General features: G+C 60.8%; 14 protein-coding genes. 7 read left to right on the forward strand and 7 right to left on the reverse strand.

The features are described 5' to 3' along the window. Positions 1-154 precede the first annotated feature (154 nt). On the reverse strand, positions 155-742 hold the full coding sequence (locus ACSQ87_RS18090; protein ID WP_436273988.1) for a LysE family translocator: 588 nt from the start codon (positions 740-742) through the stop codon (positions 155-157). Positions 743-912: 170 nt separating this feature from the next. Here ACSQ87_RS18090 and ACSQ87_RS18095 point away from each other — a divergent pair, with 170 nt between their 5' ends. The 5 genes from ACSQ87_RS18095 (at position 913) to ACSQ87_RS18115 (ending at position 5279) form a co-directional block, all read left to right on the forward strand. Further along, on the forward strand, positions 913-1533 hold the full coding sequence (locus tag ACSQ87_RS18095) for a LysE family translocator (protein ID WP_436273989.1): 621 nt from the start codon (positions 913-915) through the stop codon (positions 1531-1533). Between the two features lie 73 nt (positions 1534-1606). Next, a complete protein-coding gene (locus ACSQ87_RS18100) occupies positions 1607-2647 on the forward strand; it encodes a DMT family transporter (protein ID WP_056741769.1) in 1041 nt (346 codons plus the stop codon). Positions 2648-2727: 80 nt separating this feature from the next. Beyond that, a complete protein-coding gene (locus ACSQ87_RS18105; RefSeq protein ID WP_436273990.1) occupies positions 2728-3810 on the forward strand; it encodes a bifunctional transcriptional activator/DNA repair enzyme AdaA in 1083 nt (360 codons plus the stop codon). Between the two features lie 43 nt (positions 3811-3853). Next, positions 3854-4657 (forward strand): isocitrate lyase/PEP mutase family protein, encoded by an 804-nt coding sequence (locus ACSQ87_RS18110; protein ID WP_436273991.1) that lies wholly within the window; start codon positions 3854-3856, stop codon positions 4655-4657. Positions 4658-4661: 4 nt separating this feature from the next. Further along, positions 4662-5279, forward strand: a complete 618-nt coding sequence (locus tag ACSQ87_RS18115) for a DNA-3-methyladenine glycosylase family protein (protein WP_436273992.1) — start codon at positions 4662-4664, stop codon at positions 5277-5279. A 132-nt stretch (positions 5280-5411) separates the two neighbouring features. Here the strand turns inward: ACSQ87_RS18115 and ACSQ87_RS18120 are convergent, their stop codons facing one another. The 3 genes from ACSQ87_RS18120 to ACSQ87_RS18130 all read right to left on the reverse strand — a co-directional run bounded on the left by ACSQ87_RS18120 (position 5412) and on the right by ACSQ87_RS18130 (position 8622). Then, complete coding sequence (locus ACSQ87_RS18120; protein ID WP_436273993.1) at positions 5412-6509, reverse strand: extracellular solute-binding protein; 1098 nt, start codon at positions 6507-6509, stop codon at positions 5412-5414. A 3-nt stretch (positions 6510-6512) separates the two neighbouring features. Continuing rightward, a complete protein-coding gene (gene aguA, locus ACSQ87_RS18125; RefSeq protein ID WP_436273994.1) occupies positions 6513-7637 on the reverse strand; it encodes an agmatine deiminase in 1125 nt (374 codons plus the stop codon). Between the two features lie 100 nt (positions 7638-7737). Then, the gene (locus ACSQ87_RS18130; protein WP_033054579.1) at positions 7738-8622 is read right to left on the reverse strand and encodes a LysR substrate-binding domain-containing protein; all 885 of its coding nucleotides are present in this window, start codon (positions 8620-8622) and stop codon (positions 7738-7740) included. A 165-nt stretch (positions 8623-8787) separates the two neighbouring features. Here ACSQ87_RS18130 and ACSQ87_RS18135 point away from each other — a divergent pair, with 165 nt between their 5' ends. Together ACSQ87_RS18135 and ACSQ87_RS18140 are read left to right on the forward strand one after the other, a co-directional pair. After that, positions 8788-9276, forward strand: coding sequence for a GFA family protein (locus ACSQ87_RS18135; RefSeq protein WP_223430853.1), 489 nt, complete (start codon positions 8788-8790; stop codon positions 9274-9276). 100 nt (positions 9277-9376) lie between these two features. After that, positions 9377-10165, forward strand: a complete 789-nt coding sequence (locus tag ACSQ87_RS18140) for a MipA/OmpV family protein (protein WP_436273995.1) — start codon at positions 9377-9379, stop codon at positions 10163-10165. A gap of 143 nt (positions 10166-10308) precedes the next feature. On the opposite strand, the gene ACSQ87_RS18145 is transcribed toward ACSQ87_RS18140, so the two are convergent. The 3 genes from ACSQ87_RS18145 to ACSQ87_RS18155 form a co-directional block, all read right to left on the reverse strand. Continuing rightward, a complete protein-coding gene (locus tag ACSQ87_RS18145) occupies positions 10309-11595 on the reverse strand; it encodes an ATP-binding protein (RefSeq protein WP_223430856.1) in 1287 nt (428 codons plus the stop codon). After that, positions 11596-12303 carry a winged helix-turn-helix domain-containing protein gene (locus ACSQ87_RS18150; RefSeq protein ID WP_436275102.1) on the reverse strand — a complete coding sequence of 236 codons (708 nt, stop codon included), beginning with the start codon at positions 12301-12303 and terminating at the stop codon, positions 11596-11598. Positions 12304-12458: 155 nt separating this feature from the next. Continuing rightward, the gene (locus ACSQ87_RS18155) at positions 12459-13067 is read right to left on the reverse strand and encodes a tRNA-(ms[2]io[6]A)-hydroxylase (RefSeq protein WP_095128217.1); all 609 of its coding nucleotides are present in this window, start codon (positions 13065-13067) and stop codon (positions 12459-12461) included. Between the last annotated feature and the right edge of the window lie 154 nt (positions 13068-13221).

Raw genomic sequence — 13221 nt, forward strand, 5'->3', positions numbered from 1 at the left:
AACGACGCGATCCCTGTGGCGAGGGGGCTTGCCCCCGTTGGGTCGCGAAGCGGCCCTGATTCTTTTCAGTTACACCGCATCCAAAGGAATTACGACTGCTGCGCAGCCGAGCGGGAGCAAGCTCCCTCACCACAGGGATCCGCATTGATTGTGCTTAAGGTATCAACAGGTACACCGCGCTCGCCGCCAGCAGCAACGCCATGCTCCGATTGAACAGGCGCATGCCCGCCGGGTTACTCAGATAGCCGCGCAAAAACGTCCCGGCATAGGCCCAGCAGCCGACGGACAGGTAGCAAATCACCAGATACACCGCCGCAAACTGCCAGACCAGCCGCGCCTCGCCATCCGCCACAAAAGCGCCCATGCCCGCCACACAAGCCAGCCAGGCTTTCGGGTTGAGCCACTGCATGACGGCGCCGTACACCATCGAGGGCGCACGGCCTGACTCCTTCGCATCCAGATGCCCATTGTCGGCGGCCAACTTGAAGGCCATGTACAACAGGAACGCCACACCCGCCCATTGCACCACCTGCGTCAGTGCTGGCCATCGCTGCAACACCTCATGCAGCCCTAATCCCATCAACACCAACAACACAACGAAACCCAGCGTCGCCCCGGCTACATGCCGTTGACTGGCGCGAAAACCAAACTGCGCGCCGGAACTCAGCGCCACGATGTTCACTGGCCCCGGGGTTATCGAGGCCACCAGTGCAAACGCCGCCATCGAGATAATCAGACTCATCACAGACCTTCTTCAATTCAGTTGAACGAGGCCTCAAGGTAAAGAGCGACCTGATGGCTGTATTGAACAAAACACCCCTCAGCTGTACCGCGACCGACGTCCACCACTGTATGGGTCAAGCCACCCCAGGCCTGTGATAAAAATACCGCTCCTGCTTTTGGAGCCCCGTCATGGACCTCGCCACCCTCACCCTGTTTCTACCGGCCTGCTTTGCCTTGAACATGGCGCCCGGGCCGAACAACCTGTTGTCGGTCAGCAACTCGACCCGCTACGGCTATCGCATCGCCTGTGTCGCCGGGATCGGTCGGCTGCTCGCGTTCGCCGGCATGATCGCCCTCGCGTCGGCGGGGCTGGCGGTGGTGCTGCAAACGTCGGAGTTGTTGTTCTACGCGATCAAGATTCTGGGAGCGGCGTATCTGCTCTACCTCGCCTGGCAATTGTGGCGCGCGGATCCCGGGGCGGAAAACGTGGTGGCGGGCGCGCCGGTGGGGACGCTGGCGTTGGCGCGGCAAGAATTCCTGGTGGCGGCCGGCAATCCGAAAGCAATCCTGATCTTCACCGCGTTCCTGCCGCAGTTCGTCGACTCGACCCAAGCCGTATCGCCGCAATTCGCCGTGTTGGGTGCGTTGTTCCTGGTGCTGGAATGGATCGCCATCGGCGCCTACGCCTACATGGGCCTGCACATGCGCCGCTGGTTCGCCGAACCTCGAGGCAAGCGGATATTCAATCGTTGCTGCGCGGGATTGTTGTCGGCAGCGGCTTCGGTGTTGCTGATGGCGCGCCGTGCCTGAGGTTATGGGTTGACTGGATGCAACGCAGGTTCAAACTGCGTTTGATCCCGTCTCAATACCCAACGAGCCTTGAATGAACCTGAACGTTGTCTACGCCCTTGGCGCTGCCGCTCTTTTTGGCGCGAGTACGCCATTGGCCAAATTGCTGGGTCTGAACCTTTCGCCGATCCTTTTGGCCGGGTTGTTGTACCTGGGCAGCGGTCTGGGCCTGACGCTCGTCAGACTGTTGCGCGACCGAGGCTGGCAGCCCAGCGGTCTGAAATCGTCGGAGTGGCCATGGCTGATCGGTGCCATCGCTTTTGGCGGCGTGCTCGGGCCGGTGGCGCTGATGTTCGGTTTGACCCTGACCTCTGGCGCCACGGCCTCGTTGATGCTCAACCTCGAATCGGTATTGACCGCCGTGCTGGCCTGGGTGGTATTCAAGGAGAACGCTGACCGGCGCATCGTCGCCGGAATGCTGGCAATCGTCGCCGGTGGCTTGCTGCTGGCCTGGCCGCAGAACCCGGCGCAATCACAGGGCTGGATCGGACCGTTGGCGGTAGCGCTGGCCTGCGTCTGCTGGGCGATCGATAACAACCTGACGCGCAAGGTGTCGGCCTCGGATGCGCTGTTTATTGCCGGCATCAAGGGGTTGGTCGCCGGGGCGGTGAACTGTTCTCTGGCGCTGTTGCTCGGCGCAACACTGCCACACATGACGGTGTTGGGGCCTACGTTGATCGTTGGTTTCCTGGGGTATGGCATCAGCCTGGTGTTGTTCGTTCTGGCGCTTCGAGGCCTGGGCACTGCGCGTACCGGCGCCTACTTTTCCACGGCACCTTTCCTCGGCGCGGCAATCGCCATCTTGCTGCTGAATGAACCCGTCACGCTGACGTTTTGGGCCGCTTCGCTGTTGATGGGCCTTGGGGTATGGATTCACCTCAAGGAACGTCATGCCCATGAGCATCAACATGAGGCGCTCAAGCATGCTCATCGCCACGTGCATGACGAGCATCATCAACATGAGCATTCGTTCCAGTGGGACGGGACCGAGCCCCACAGCCACGAACATGAACACACGCCGCTGCGCCACAGCCATCCACATTTTCCGGACATCCATCACCGACATAGGCATTAGGCAGTCCTCATGACGAATGACTGGAATTCTCTGTCGATTTTTCGGTGGAGGCGTTGGGCGACGCGTCTTATGCTCATTCCATGAACCTACAAAACGCTTTGCTTCCGCCCCACGCCGAGATGGTTCGCGCCATGCTCGAACGAGACACCGCCTACGAGGGGGTGTTCTTTACCGCGGTCAAAACCACCGGCATCTTCTGTCGCCCCAGTTGCACGGCGCGTAAGCCGAAGCCGGAGAACGTCGAGTTCTTCGCCCATGCCGATGAATGCATGTCCGCGGGCTACCGCGCTTGCCTGCGCTGCAAACCACTGGACGCGGCGGCCATCGCACCGGACTGGGTGCAGCGGCTGCTCAAATCGGTAGACGCCGATCCCGACCAGCGCTGGACCGATGCCCAGTTGCTGGCCGAAGGCATCGAGCCGCTGAAACTGCGCCGCTGGTTCAAGCAGCATTTCGGCATGACCTTTCACGCCTGGCTGCGTACCCGACGCCTCGGCATGGCGTTGGGCGGGATCAAACAGGGCGACTCCATCGACAACGCCGCATTCGACTCGGGCTACGAATCCCTGAGCGGGTTTCGCGATGCGTTTCAAAAGTCCTTCAACATCACGCCCGGCCGCGCCGCCAACAGCGAGCCGCTGCTGTTCACTCGCCTGACCACTCCGTTGGGGCCGATGATCGCCATGGCCGAACGACGCGGCCTGGTGCTGCTGGAGTTTCTTGATCGACCAGCGCTGACCAAGGAAGTCGAAGAATTGCAGAATCGATACGACTATGCGGTCGCGCCAGGACATAACGCGCATTTGCAGCAGATTGAAGCCGAACTGGCGCAGTATTTCGCCGGCAAACTCACTGACTTCAACGTTCCACTACACTTGCCTGGCAGCGATTTCGCCCGACAGGTCTGGGCCGAACTGGCGAAGATCCCGTACGGCCAGACCAGCACCTACGGCGCCATCGCGGCGTTGTTGGGCAAACCCGGCGCCAGTCGCGCCGTGGGCCTGGCCAACGGGCATAACCGTCTCTCGATTGTCGTGCCCTGTCACCGGGTGATCGGCGCCGACGGCTCGCTGACCGGCTATGGTGGAGGACAACCGCGCAAGGCGTTCTTGCTCAGGCTGGAAAAAGCCGCGGTGCAGATCACGCAACAACTCGCATTCTGATTACTTTCCGGCTCTCTCAATCAGTCATAAGGAAGGACATTCGATGGACAACCTATTTCACCAGTTGCACCACGACGGCTTGCTGATCCTCACCAACGTCGCCGATGCCGCCGGGGCGCGCATCGTGGAACAGCTGGGCTGTAAAGCCGTCGCTACCAGCAGCGCGGCAGTCGCCTGGGCTCACGGTTATCCGGATGGCAACGCCCTGCCCCTTGAGCGTCTGATATCAACGGTCGAGTCCATCGCCCGGGTGATTTCGGTGCCGTTGAGCGTGGACATCGAGGCCGGTTATTCCGATGACCTGACGCGGGTGGCCGAGCTCATCGATGCGGTGATTGCCGCCGGGGCCGTCGGGATCAACATCGAGGACGGTGCGTCCCCGCCCGAGCTGCTGGTGCGCAAGATCGAAATCGCTCGGCAGGTTGCCAGTCGCCGAAATGTGAAGCTGTTCATCAACGCCCGCACCGATGTGTACCTCAAGAGCCTGGTGCCCGCCGAAGATCGCGTGGCAGAGACGCTCATGCGCGCCGCGTTGTATCAGGCGGCCGGTGCCGATGGTCTGTTCGCGGCTGGCGTCACGGCTGAGTACGAAATCGCTGCGCTGTGCCAGGGCACTCCGTTGCCGTTGAACGTCCTCGGGCTCCCCGGTTTGCCATCGCCTGAAGAGCTGAAAGCGCTCGGCGTACGCCGTTTGAGCGCGGGTTCTCGCATCGCCGAGTTTCTGTATGGCGCCATGAGCGCACTGGCCAAGAGCTTTCTGGAAACAGGAACACTCGACAGCCGTGATCTGAAGGCCTTCACCTATGGCGAAGTGAACGCCCTGCTGGCGCCGTCCGGGAAAGCTTGACCCCATGCCCGACGCCTATCTGCCGGCCACCGAGTTTCTATCGTCCATCGATGAGGACTGGCGTCGTCATATCGCCGCAATCGGCCCTTGCCTGCATCAGCCCCATGCGGCTCGCGATCCTTATGAGTCGCTGGTGCGGGCGATTGCCTACCAGCAACTGCATGCGAAGGCCGGGGATGCGATTGTCGGTCGGTTGATCGCGTTGTTTGGGACGGGTGCGTTCCCGAGGCCTGAACAGATTGTCGCGACTGAGTTCGATCAACTGCGCAGTTGCGGGTTTTCCGCAACCAAGATCGCGACCATTCAGGGCATTGCCCAAGCGACGCTGGACGGTGTGGTGCCGGATTACGCCACGGCACTGGCCATGGAGGATGAGGCGCTGATCGAGCGGTTGATTACGCTGCGCGGGGTTGGGCGCTGGACGGTCGAGATGTTGCTGATCTACAGCCTGGAACGGCCGGATATCTTGCCGGCCGATGATTTCGGGGTGCGTGAGGGGTATCGGCGGATGAAGGGGTTGGAGGTTCAGCCGACGCGCAAGCAGATGGTGGAGATTGGATTGGCGTGGAGTCCGTATCGGACGGTGGCTTCCTGGTATTTGTGGCGGATGACAGGCAAGTAGACCGCGTTATCGTTCTTCGCGAGCAAGCCCGCTCCCACATTTAACCGAGCTCTACCGGATGAATGCGGTCTAATGTGGGAGCGGGCTTGCTCGCGAAGGCGACTTCACATTCACCCCATCACTCAAAGCCGATCACAACCCCGACTTCAACCGACTGAACGCCCGAATCAACGCCCGGTTAAACGCCTTGCCATTGTCATTCTTGCTATACAACGAAGCCCTCACCTCGGCCGACGGATACGTCCCCGGGTCATTGCGAATCGCCGGATCAATCATCCCGTCCGCCGCTGTAATCGCGTTGGCGTAGTGGATGGTGTCAGTGATCGGCGCGATCACCTCCGGCGTCATCAGATAATCCATCAACGCCAGTCCCGCCTGAGGATGAGGCGCATCCTTGGGAATGACCATCGCGTCGAACCAGATCAACGTGCCCTCCTTCGGTATCCGATAACTCAGCGTAAACGGCTTGTTCGCGGCCTCGGCCTGCCCGGCAGCAATGGCCACGTTGCCGTTCCACGACATCGCGACGCAGGTGTTGCCATTGGCGAGGTCGCTGATGTTCAGGTCATTGTCGAAGTAGCGGATGTAGGGCCGGATCTTCGCCAGTTGCTGCTCGGCCCGCTTCAAGTCATCGAGGTTCTGACGGTTGATGTCCAGGCCCATGTACTTCATGACCGCGGCGAAAACCTCGTTGGGATCGTTGAGCAAACTCACCCCGCAATCGGCAAATTTCGACACCACCGCCGGGTCGAACAGCATCGCCCAACTGTCCCGTGGTGCGTCGGGCAGGCGCTTCTTGATTGCCTCTTCCTGATAGCCGACGCCAGTGGTGCCCCAGGCGTAGATCCCGGCGTACCGATTGCCCGGATCGAACACCGCCATGTGCTGGCGGAACTCGTCACCCACGCCGGCAAAATGCGGCAGCTGTTGCGGGTTCAGGGTTTGAATCGCACCGCTCTGGATCGCCCTGGACAAATGCTGGCCCGCGGTCAGCACCAGGTCATAGCCGCTACGGCCGGTGAGCAGTTTGGTCTCGACGGTTTCCAGGGAGTCGAAATGGTCGGCCACCACGTGGATGCCGGTTTTCTTCTCGAAATTGGTCAGAGTGTCCGGGGCCAGGTACTCGCCCCAGATGTACAGATTGACCACCGGTTTCGCGGTGTCGGCGGCCTGCACACACAGGGGTGCGAGCACCAGCAGTAATGCTTGAGTCAGTTTGTGCAGGCCCATTTTTCAGACTCCCTTTTTGTTGCAGGCACTGCCTGCGTACTGCGGCATGGTGATGCACGCGACGTTGCCGCCACCGAGGAGGATTTCCCGGGAGTTTTCGATACCGACAATTTTGTGTTGCGGGAACAGTTCGGCGAGGGTGGCTTGTGCCGCCTGATCATTACGATCACCAAACAAAGGCACCACGATCGAGGAATTGCCGGCGTAGTAGTTGATGTACGACGCGCAGATTTTCGTCCCGGCCTGACGGGTGTGCGTGCTGTCTTGCTGATCCAGGCCTTCGGCTTCTTCCGCGGTCCATTCCAGCACGTCCGGTTGCGGCAGCTTGTGCACGTTCAGCTCGCGACCACGGCTGTCGCGGGTGCTGCGCAGGATGTCGTAGGCCTCCTGGTAGATTTCCCATTGCGGGTCATCGCGATTGTCGGTCCATTGCAGCACCACTTCACCGGGGCGCACGAAGCACGCGAGATCATCGACATGACCGTCGGTTTCGTCGAATTTGCAGCCCCGTGGCAGCCAGATGATTTGCTCGGCACCGAGGTAGTCGGTCAGTCGGCGGGTGACTTCTTCCTTGCCCAAATGCTGGTTGCGATTGCGGTTGAGCAGGCATTGCTCGGTGGTGAGAATGCTGCCCTGGCCGTCGCTCTGGATACCGCCCAGTTCGGCAATCAGCGGCGCGCGGTAGCGGTCGAACCGTTCGATTTCGAGGATTTTGCTGGCGATTTGATCGTCCTTGTCCCACGGGTAATAGAGGCCGCCATCAAGGCCGCCGTAGGCGTTGAACTCAAAATCCACGCCGCGCACCTCGCCGCTGTCGTCGTTGACCACAAAGCACGGGCCACTGTCACGGAACCAGGTGTCGTTGCAGGTCATTTCCACCACCCGCACTTGAGGCGGCAATTGGCGGCGAGCGGTGGCGAACTGCGCGGCGGAGGCGCACACGGTGACCGGTTCGCTGCGGGAGATGGCGGTGACGATCTGCACCCAGACTTTCTGCGCAGGCTTGGCGCCATTGCGCCAGACGTCGGTGCGCTCCGGCCAGCCGAGCCAGCAACCGGACTTGGTTTCGAACTCGCCGGGTAAACGGAAACCATCGAGTTTGGGGGTGGAGTCGAGCAAACGTGCCATGGTCAAACCTCATCAGCGGGGATTGGAATGACCACAGGCTACGGTCGCCAGCGCCCTCCTCGCCAACGATGAATATTTCGGAATACTTGAATTAAATTCATCAATCGATCAGCTGATCGTTGAACCATTCCAGCATCTGCGCCACTGCCGGGCGCTCCAATCTCACCCGTTCGCACACCAGCGCATATTGGCCGAGTGCAGTCATGCTTGAAGTGAACGGCCGGACCAGACGACCGCTGAGCAAATCCTCCTGCGCGGTCAAGTTGTCGCCCATGGCCACACCCTGGCCTTGAGCCGCCGCTTCCAGCGCCAAACCGGCGTGGGCGAAATACAGCTGCCGTTCGGGGCGCTGATCGCCGGCATGGCTGGTGAGCCAGGCGGTCCAGGTCTTGCCGTCCTGATCGTCGTGCAGCAGGCAGTGACGCGCCAGATCCTTCGGGGTTTTCAACGTGCCCTGGTTGAACAGGCCGGGGCTGCACACCGGGAAGAACTGCAACGCCGGCAAGGGCCGGACAAAGTACGCGCTGCTATCCACCGGGCCGGTGCCGTAAGTGATCGCCAGGTCGATGTCTTCCCCTGGCGCCGTGGCGTCGATCGGTTGTTCGTAGAGGTGCAAGGTGATGTGCGGATAGCGCGCGTAGAAATCCGTCAGGCGACTCATCAACCACTTTTGCGCCAGCTCGGCAGTCACCGCCAGGCGCAACACCGCCAGCGATGACGGGTCACGCAGCTCATCGCAGGCATCACCGATCAGTTCGAAGGCCTGCTGCAAGCTTTGCATCAGGCGCCCGGCGGCCATCGTCGGGCGAATCTGCCGGCCTTCACGGATGAACAACGTCACGCCCAATTGCTCTTCGAGCTGGCGAATCTGATGGCTGACCGCGCTGTCAGTGACGCACAACTCCGCCGCCGCCCGACCGAAATGGGCGTGACGGGCGGCGCATTCGAAGGTTCTGAGTGCTGCTAAAGAAGGCAGTCGTCGCATGATCAAGGCCCCGATTTAGAGGCGCCCATGCTGCCCCGGCTGTGGGTGGGCGTCCAGTGGGGCCGCGTTATCGTTCTTCGCGAGCAAGTCGAATCGTCGCACCGGTCGAGGGGCGCTGAAGGTCTAGGCTGTCTTGGGTAGTTTCCAGACCTGTCGGAGGTTCCCATGCAGCTCGAAGGTTCCTGCCATTGCGGCGCAGTGTCGTTCAGTTTGACCAGCGCCCACCCCTACCCGTATCAACGTTGCTACTGCTCGATCTGCCGCAAGACTCAGGGCGGTGGCGGTTATGCGATTAACCTCGGCGGCGATGCCGACAGCCTGAAGGTGCGCGGTCGCAAGCACGTCGCGATTTATCACGCACGACTCAAGGACGAAGGCGATAAACGCGCCCACAGCAGCACCGCCGAGCGGCATTTCTGTTCTGTCTGTGGCTCGGGATTGTGGCTGTTCAGCCCCGAATGGCCGGCGCTGATTCACCCGTTTGCCTCTGCCATCGACACCCCGCTGCCGGTGCCACCGGAGCACACGCATTTGATGCTCGGTTCCAAGGCGCCGTGGGTGGAAGTCGAGGCGCATCCTGGGGATCAGCAGTTCGACGTCTATCCCGAAGAATCCATCGCCGAGTGGCATAAGCGCTTGGGTTTGAGCCGCTAAGCCGGTTCACAGTCTTTGACAGTTTCCCGACAAAGCTGTCAAAGATTGCTGGCCGGCAGCCGCCTAGCATGGGCGCATCCAAATTCTCTCGGGTGCTCCCATGTTTCGCTCGCTATCTCTGTCGTTGACTTCGCTTTGCCTGCTTATTCCCACTGACTCTTTGCGTGCTGAAGACTGGCGCTACACTTTGCGGGCCGGTGCAGCCAGCGTGCCCCGTTACAGCGGCAGTGACGAACGCGCGGCGCCGCCGCTGCTGGGCGGTGAAATCGTCAGCCCTTACGGATTCTTTCTGGACACAGAAAAGGGGCTGGGCTGGGCGTTTGACGAGGACGACTTCGGCCTCAGCGTGTACATCGGCGCCAGTGATGTGCGCAAGGATCGCAAGACCGGGTTCAAAGGTTCGGATGAGCTGAACGGCATGGGCTCGATCAAGTCGCGCCCGGCGCTGGGGCTCGATGGGACTTACCACATGGGGCCGATTATTCTCGGTGCGAGTTTTGAGCATGCCTTGGAAAAGGACGATGACGATGATGACACCGGCTCGGCGTGGAACCGGTTGAAACTGAGCATCAGCGCACCGTTTTATGAAGGTGACCATGGCAAGGTCGTGGGCAGCCTCAATAGCCAGTTTGGTGACAGCAATTACGTGCGCACCTGGTACGGCGTCAGCGATGCCCAAGCGTCGCGCAGTCGGTTCAGGGCTTATGACACGCATGGCGGGCTGGTGAGTCGCGGGGCGGATTTGACTTGGTCGTTGCCGATCAATGATGCATGGAGTGTCAGCACGGTGCTGGCGATGCAATATCTGGCGAATGATGCGGCGGACAGCCCGATTGTTGAGCGGCGGATGCAGACGTCGTTGGCTTCGCAGGTGGTTTACACCTTTTGATCGGGTGGTGATGCTGATGGCCCCTTCGCGAGCAGGTCGAATCGTCGCACCGTCGCTCCCACAGGGGAATGCATTCCAAAATGTGGGAGCGAACCGGCTCCGGGCGGCGTTCCGACGAAGGGGCGAGTAAGAACAATACAAACTTAATCCTGATGCGCCCAGGTCATGCGAAACGACGCCCCGCCCCACGGCGAGTCCATAACTTCCACTTGCCCGCCATGGGATTGCGACACCCGCCGCACCAGCGCCAGGCCCAAGCCGAAGCCGCCGGTGCGGCGGTCGCGGCTGGCGTCCAGGCGCGAGAACGGTTCGAAGATTTTCTCCCGCCCGTCCATCGGCACGCCGGGCCCGTCGTCGTTGACCCGCACTTCGTAGTGATCACCGGTGCGCACCAACGACACTTCCACCCGATCATCGGCATAGCGAATGGCATTGCGCAGCAGGTTGATCACCGCCCGGGCCATGAAGCGAGGTTCGATGCGGACCTCATCGACCTGACACTCGACAATCAGCAATTGCACGCCGGCGGCTTCGGCTTCCAGCGCGACGCTGCCCACCACGCTGTCGAGCCAACTGCTGGCCTGAATGTTTTCCCGAGTGATCACCGTGGCGCCGCGCTCGAGGCTGGCATAGGTGAGCAGTTCGGACACCATCTCTTCCAGCTCGCCGAGGTCAGCGTACATGTCGGCAATCAGTTCACGGTTCTGGGCCGGATTGGGCTGTTGCTTGAGCTGATCGAGCTCGAACGACAGCCGGGCAATCGGCGTGCGCAGCTCATGGGACACGGCGTTGGTCAGCTCGCGCTGATTGGCGATCAGGCCTTCGATGCGCGCGGCCATCAGGTTGAAGTGTTCGGCCAGGTCACGGATGTTCGAGCGTTTGGACAGCAGGATCCGCGACGACAGGTCGTTATCACCAAAACGCTCGGCCGCCAGGCGCAACTTTTCCAGATCGCGCCAGTGCGGCCGTACCCAGAAAAACAGCACGATGCCGATCAGCCCGGCCAGCATCAGGTACGCGGCGGAGATGTAGAACGACATCAGGCTCGGCTCGGCCGGCAGCTTGATACTCAGCAGTTGAGAACCGCCGTCGATCGACGAAATGAACTGGGTGTACTCATCCCTGATTACCAGTTTCCCTTCAGCCAACAGGGCTTTTTCACGATTATCGAGGGCCAACTGATCGGCTTCTGGCAGGCTCAGCCCCAAGCCGTAATGCGGGCGCAGCGCTTCCAGTTGTTGCGCACGCGCGGGGCCTTCGAGCCCGCGTAATTGCTCTACCAGCGACCAGGCCTGCCCTCGCACCGCTTCCCGGTTATAGGCCTGCATCTGCCCATCGAGAAGCGCGTTGAAGGTGTGCTCAACCGTCTGCAATGCCAGCACCAGCCCCACCGCCAGCACCAGGTACAACCCTAAAAATAACCGCAGCATCTACAGCTCCCACGCAAACGGATTGAACAGGTAACCCTTGCCCCAGACGGTCTTGATGCACACCGGTTCTCGAGGGTTGTCCTTGAGCTTGCCCCGTAGTTTGCTGATGTAGACGTCAACGCTGCGGTTAAGACCGTCGAACGCGATGCCACGCATGCGGTTGAGAATATCGTCACGGGACAGCGTCTTGCCGGCGGCGCTGGCCAGCAACCACAGCAGTTCGAACTCCATGGTGGTGAGTTCGATGCCCTCACCCGCCAGCCACACTTCCCGGCAACTGCGGTCGATGCTCAGATGGCCGAATTCCAGAGCGGTGCACACGCCGCTGTCCGGCGTCTGGCGACGTTGCAAGGCACGCAACCGGGCCAGCAGAACTGGCGGTTTGATCGGTTTGATCACGTAGTCATCGGCGCCGGACTCCAGCCCGAGGATGTGATCAAGGTCGTCTTCCTTGGCGGTAAGAATGACGATCGGCGTGTCGGACACGCTGCGAATCTCGCGGCACACGTGCAGACCACTCTGGCCCGGCAGCATCAGGTCGAGCACGACGACTTTCGGTTTGAACTCGAGGAACGCGGCCAATGCGAGGTCGCCGCGGTGCACCTGCCACACCTCAAAACCGTGTTGGGACAGGAAATGCGCGATCAGCCCAGAGAGCTTTTCGTCGTCTTCCACCAGCAGTACTTTGCCAAAACCCAGGTTATCCATAACGACCGTCTGCCAGCCCTTGCGTGAAGTGGCCGGCATTATGGCGCCAATCGGTGACCGGACGGTTATCACAGGCAGCAAAAACCGGCCTCGGGGGCCGGTTTTCGGAGATGTTTCATTCTTTTAAGAGTTTTTTACATTTTCGGTAGAAAACGTCAGGCCGCGGCTGGCACACCACTGTGGAAACGGAACTCCACGTCTGGCGACTCGATCAGTTCCTGCTCGGCGGCGCGGACCTTGTCGATCACCTGGGCGATGTCCTTGGCGTCACCGTACTGGTAGGCCAGTTTCAGGTAACCCTGGAAATGTCGGGCCTCACTTTTCAGCAGGCCGAAGTAGAACTTGCCCAGCTCTTCGTCCAGATGCGGCACCAGCGCCTCGAAACGCTCGCAGCTGCGGGCTTCGATAAAGGCGCCGACCACCAGGGTGTCCACCAGTTTGACCGGCTCGTGACTACGCACGACTTTGCGCAGGCCCGAGGCGTAGCGTCCGGCGGACAGCTGACGCAGCGCGATCTTGCGCTTTTTCATCAGGCGCATGACCTGTTCGTGGTGCACCAGCTCTTCCCGGGCCAGACGCGACATCAGGTTGATCAGATCGACGTGGGAGTGATACTTGGCGATCAGGCTCAACGCGGTACTGGCGGCCTTGAATTCGCAGTTCTTGTGATCGATCAGCAAGGTTTCCTGATCGGCCAGCGCGGCTTGAACCCAGCCATCGGGGGTGCGGCAGCCGAGGAACTCGTGAATTTCGGGAAGGATCATGGGGCTCACGGATAAGAGGTTCAAAATCGAAGGGCGCCGATTATACCGGCCTGCCGGCAGACCACCAGTCGCGACCGTTGATATACATCAAGTCCCGAATCACCAGCCAGCAACTATAGTTGTCCAACGCAGCATTTTTTACTTCATGGAGATC

The organism is Pseudomonas sp. LjRoot277, assembly GCF_964253845.1.
Taxonomy (GTDB): Bacteria; Pseudomonadota; Gammaproteobacteria; order Pseudomonadales; family Pseudomonadaceae; genus Aquipseudomonas.

Excerpts from the sequence above, each read along its gene's own strand:
- ACSQ87_RS18090 (WP_436273988.1), bottom strand. The coding sequence starts at position 742 with ATGAGTCTGATTATCTCGATGGCGGCGTTTGCACTGGTGGCCTCGATA.
- ACSQ87_RS18095 (WP_436273989.1), top strand. The coding sequence starts at position 913 with ATGGACCTCGCCACCCTCACCCTGTTTCTACCGGCCTGCTTTGCCTTG.
- ACSQ87_RS18100 (WP_056741769.1), top strand. The coding sequence starts at position 1,607 with ATGAACCTGAACGTTGTCTACGCCCTTGGCGCTGCCGCTCTTTTTGGC.
- ACSQ87_RS18105 (WP_436273990.1), top strand. The coding sequence starts at position 2,728 with ATGAACCTACAAAACGCTTTGCTTCCGCCCCACGCCGAGATGGTTCGC.
- ACSQ87_RS18110 (WP_436273991.1), top strand. The coding sequence starts at position 3,854 with ATGGACAACCTATTTCACCAGTTGCACCACGACGGCTTGCTGATCCTC.
- ACSQ87_RS18115 (WP_436273992.1), top strand. The coding sequence starts at position 4,662 with ATGCCCGACGCCTATCTGCCGGCCACCGAGTTTCTATCGTCCATCGAT.
- ACSQ87_RS18120 (WP_436273993.1), bottom strand. The coding sequence starts at position 6,509 with ATGGGCCTGCACAAACTGACTCAAGCATTACTGCTGGTGCTCGCACCC.
- aguA (WP_436273994.1), bottom strand. The coding sequence starts at position 7,637 with ATGGCACGTTTGCTCGACTCCACCCCCAAACTCGATGGTTTCCGTTTA.
- ACSQ87_RS18130 (WP_033054579.1), bottom strand. The coding sequence starts at position 8,622 with ATGCGACGACTGCCTTCTTTAGCAGCACTCAGAACCTTCGAATGCGCC.
- ACSQ87_RS18135 (WP_223430853.1), top strand. The coding sequence starts at position 8,788 with ATGCAGCTCGAAGGTTCCTGCCATTGCGGCGCAGTGTCGTTCAGTTTG.
- ACSQ87_RS18140 (WP_436273995.1), top strand. The coding sequence starts at position 9,377 with ATGTTTCGCTCGCTATCTCTGTCGTTGACTTCGCTTTGCCTGCTTATT.
- ACSQ87_RS18145 (WP_223430856.1), bottom strand. The coding sequence starts at position 11,595 with ATGCTGCGGTTATTTTTAGGGTTGTACCTGGTGCTGGCGGTGGGGCTG.
- ACSQ87_RS18150 (WP_436275102.1), bottom strand. The coding sequence starts at position 12,303 with ATGGATAACCTGGGTTTTGGCAAAGTACTGCTGGTGGAAGACGACGAA.
- ACSQ87_RS18155 (WP_095128217.1), bottom strand. The coding sequence starts at position 13,067 with ATGATCCTTCCCGAAATTCACGAGTTCCTCGGCTGCCGCACCCCCGAT.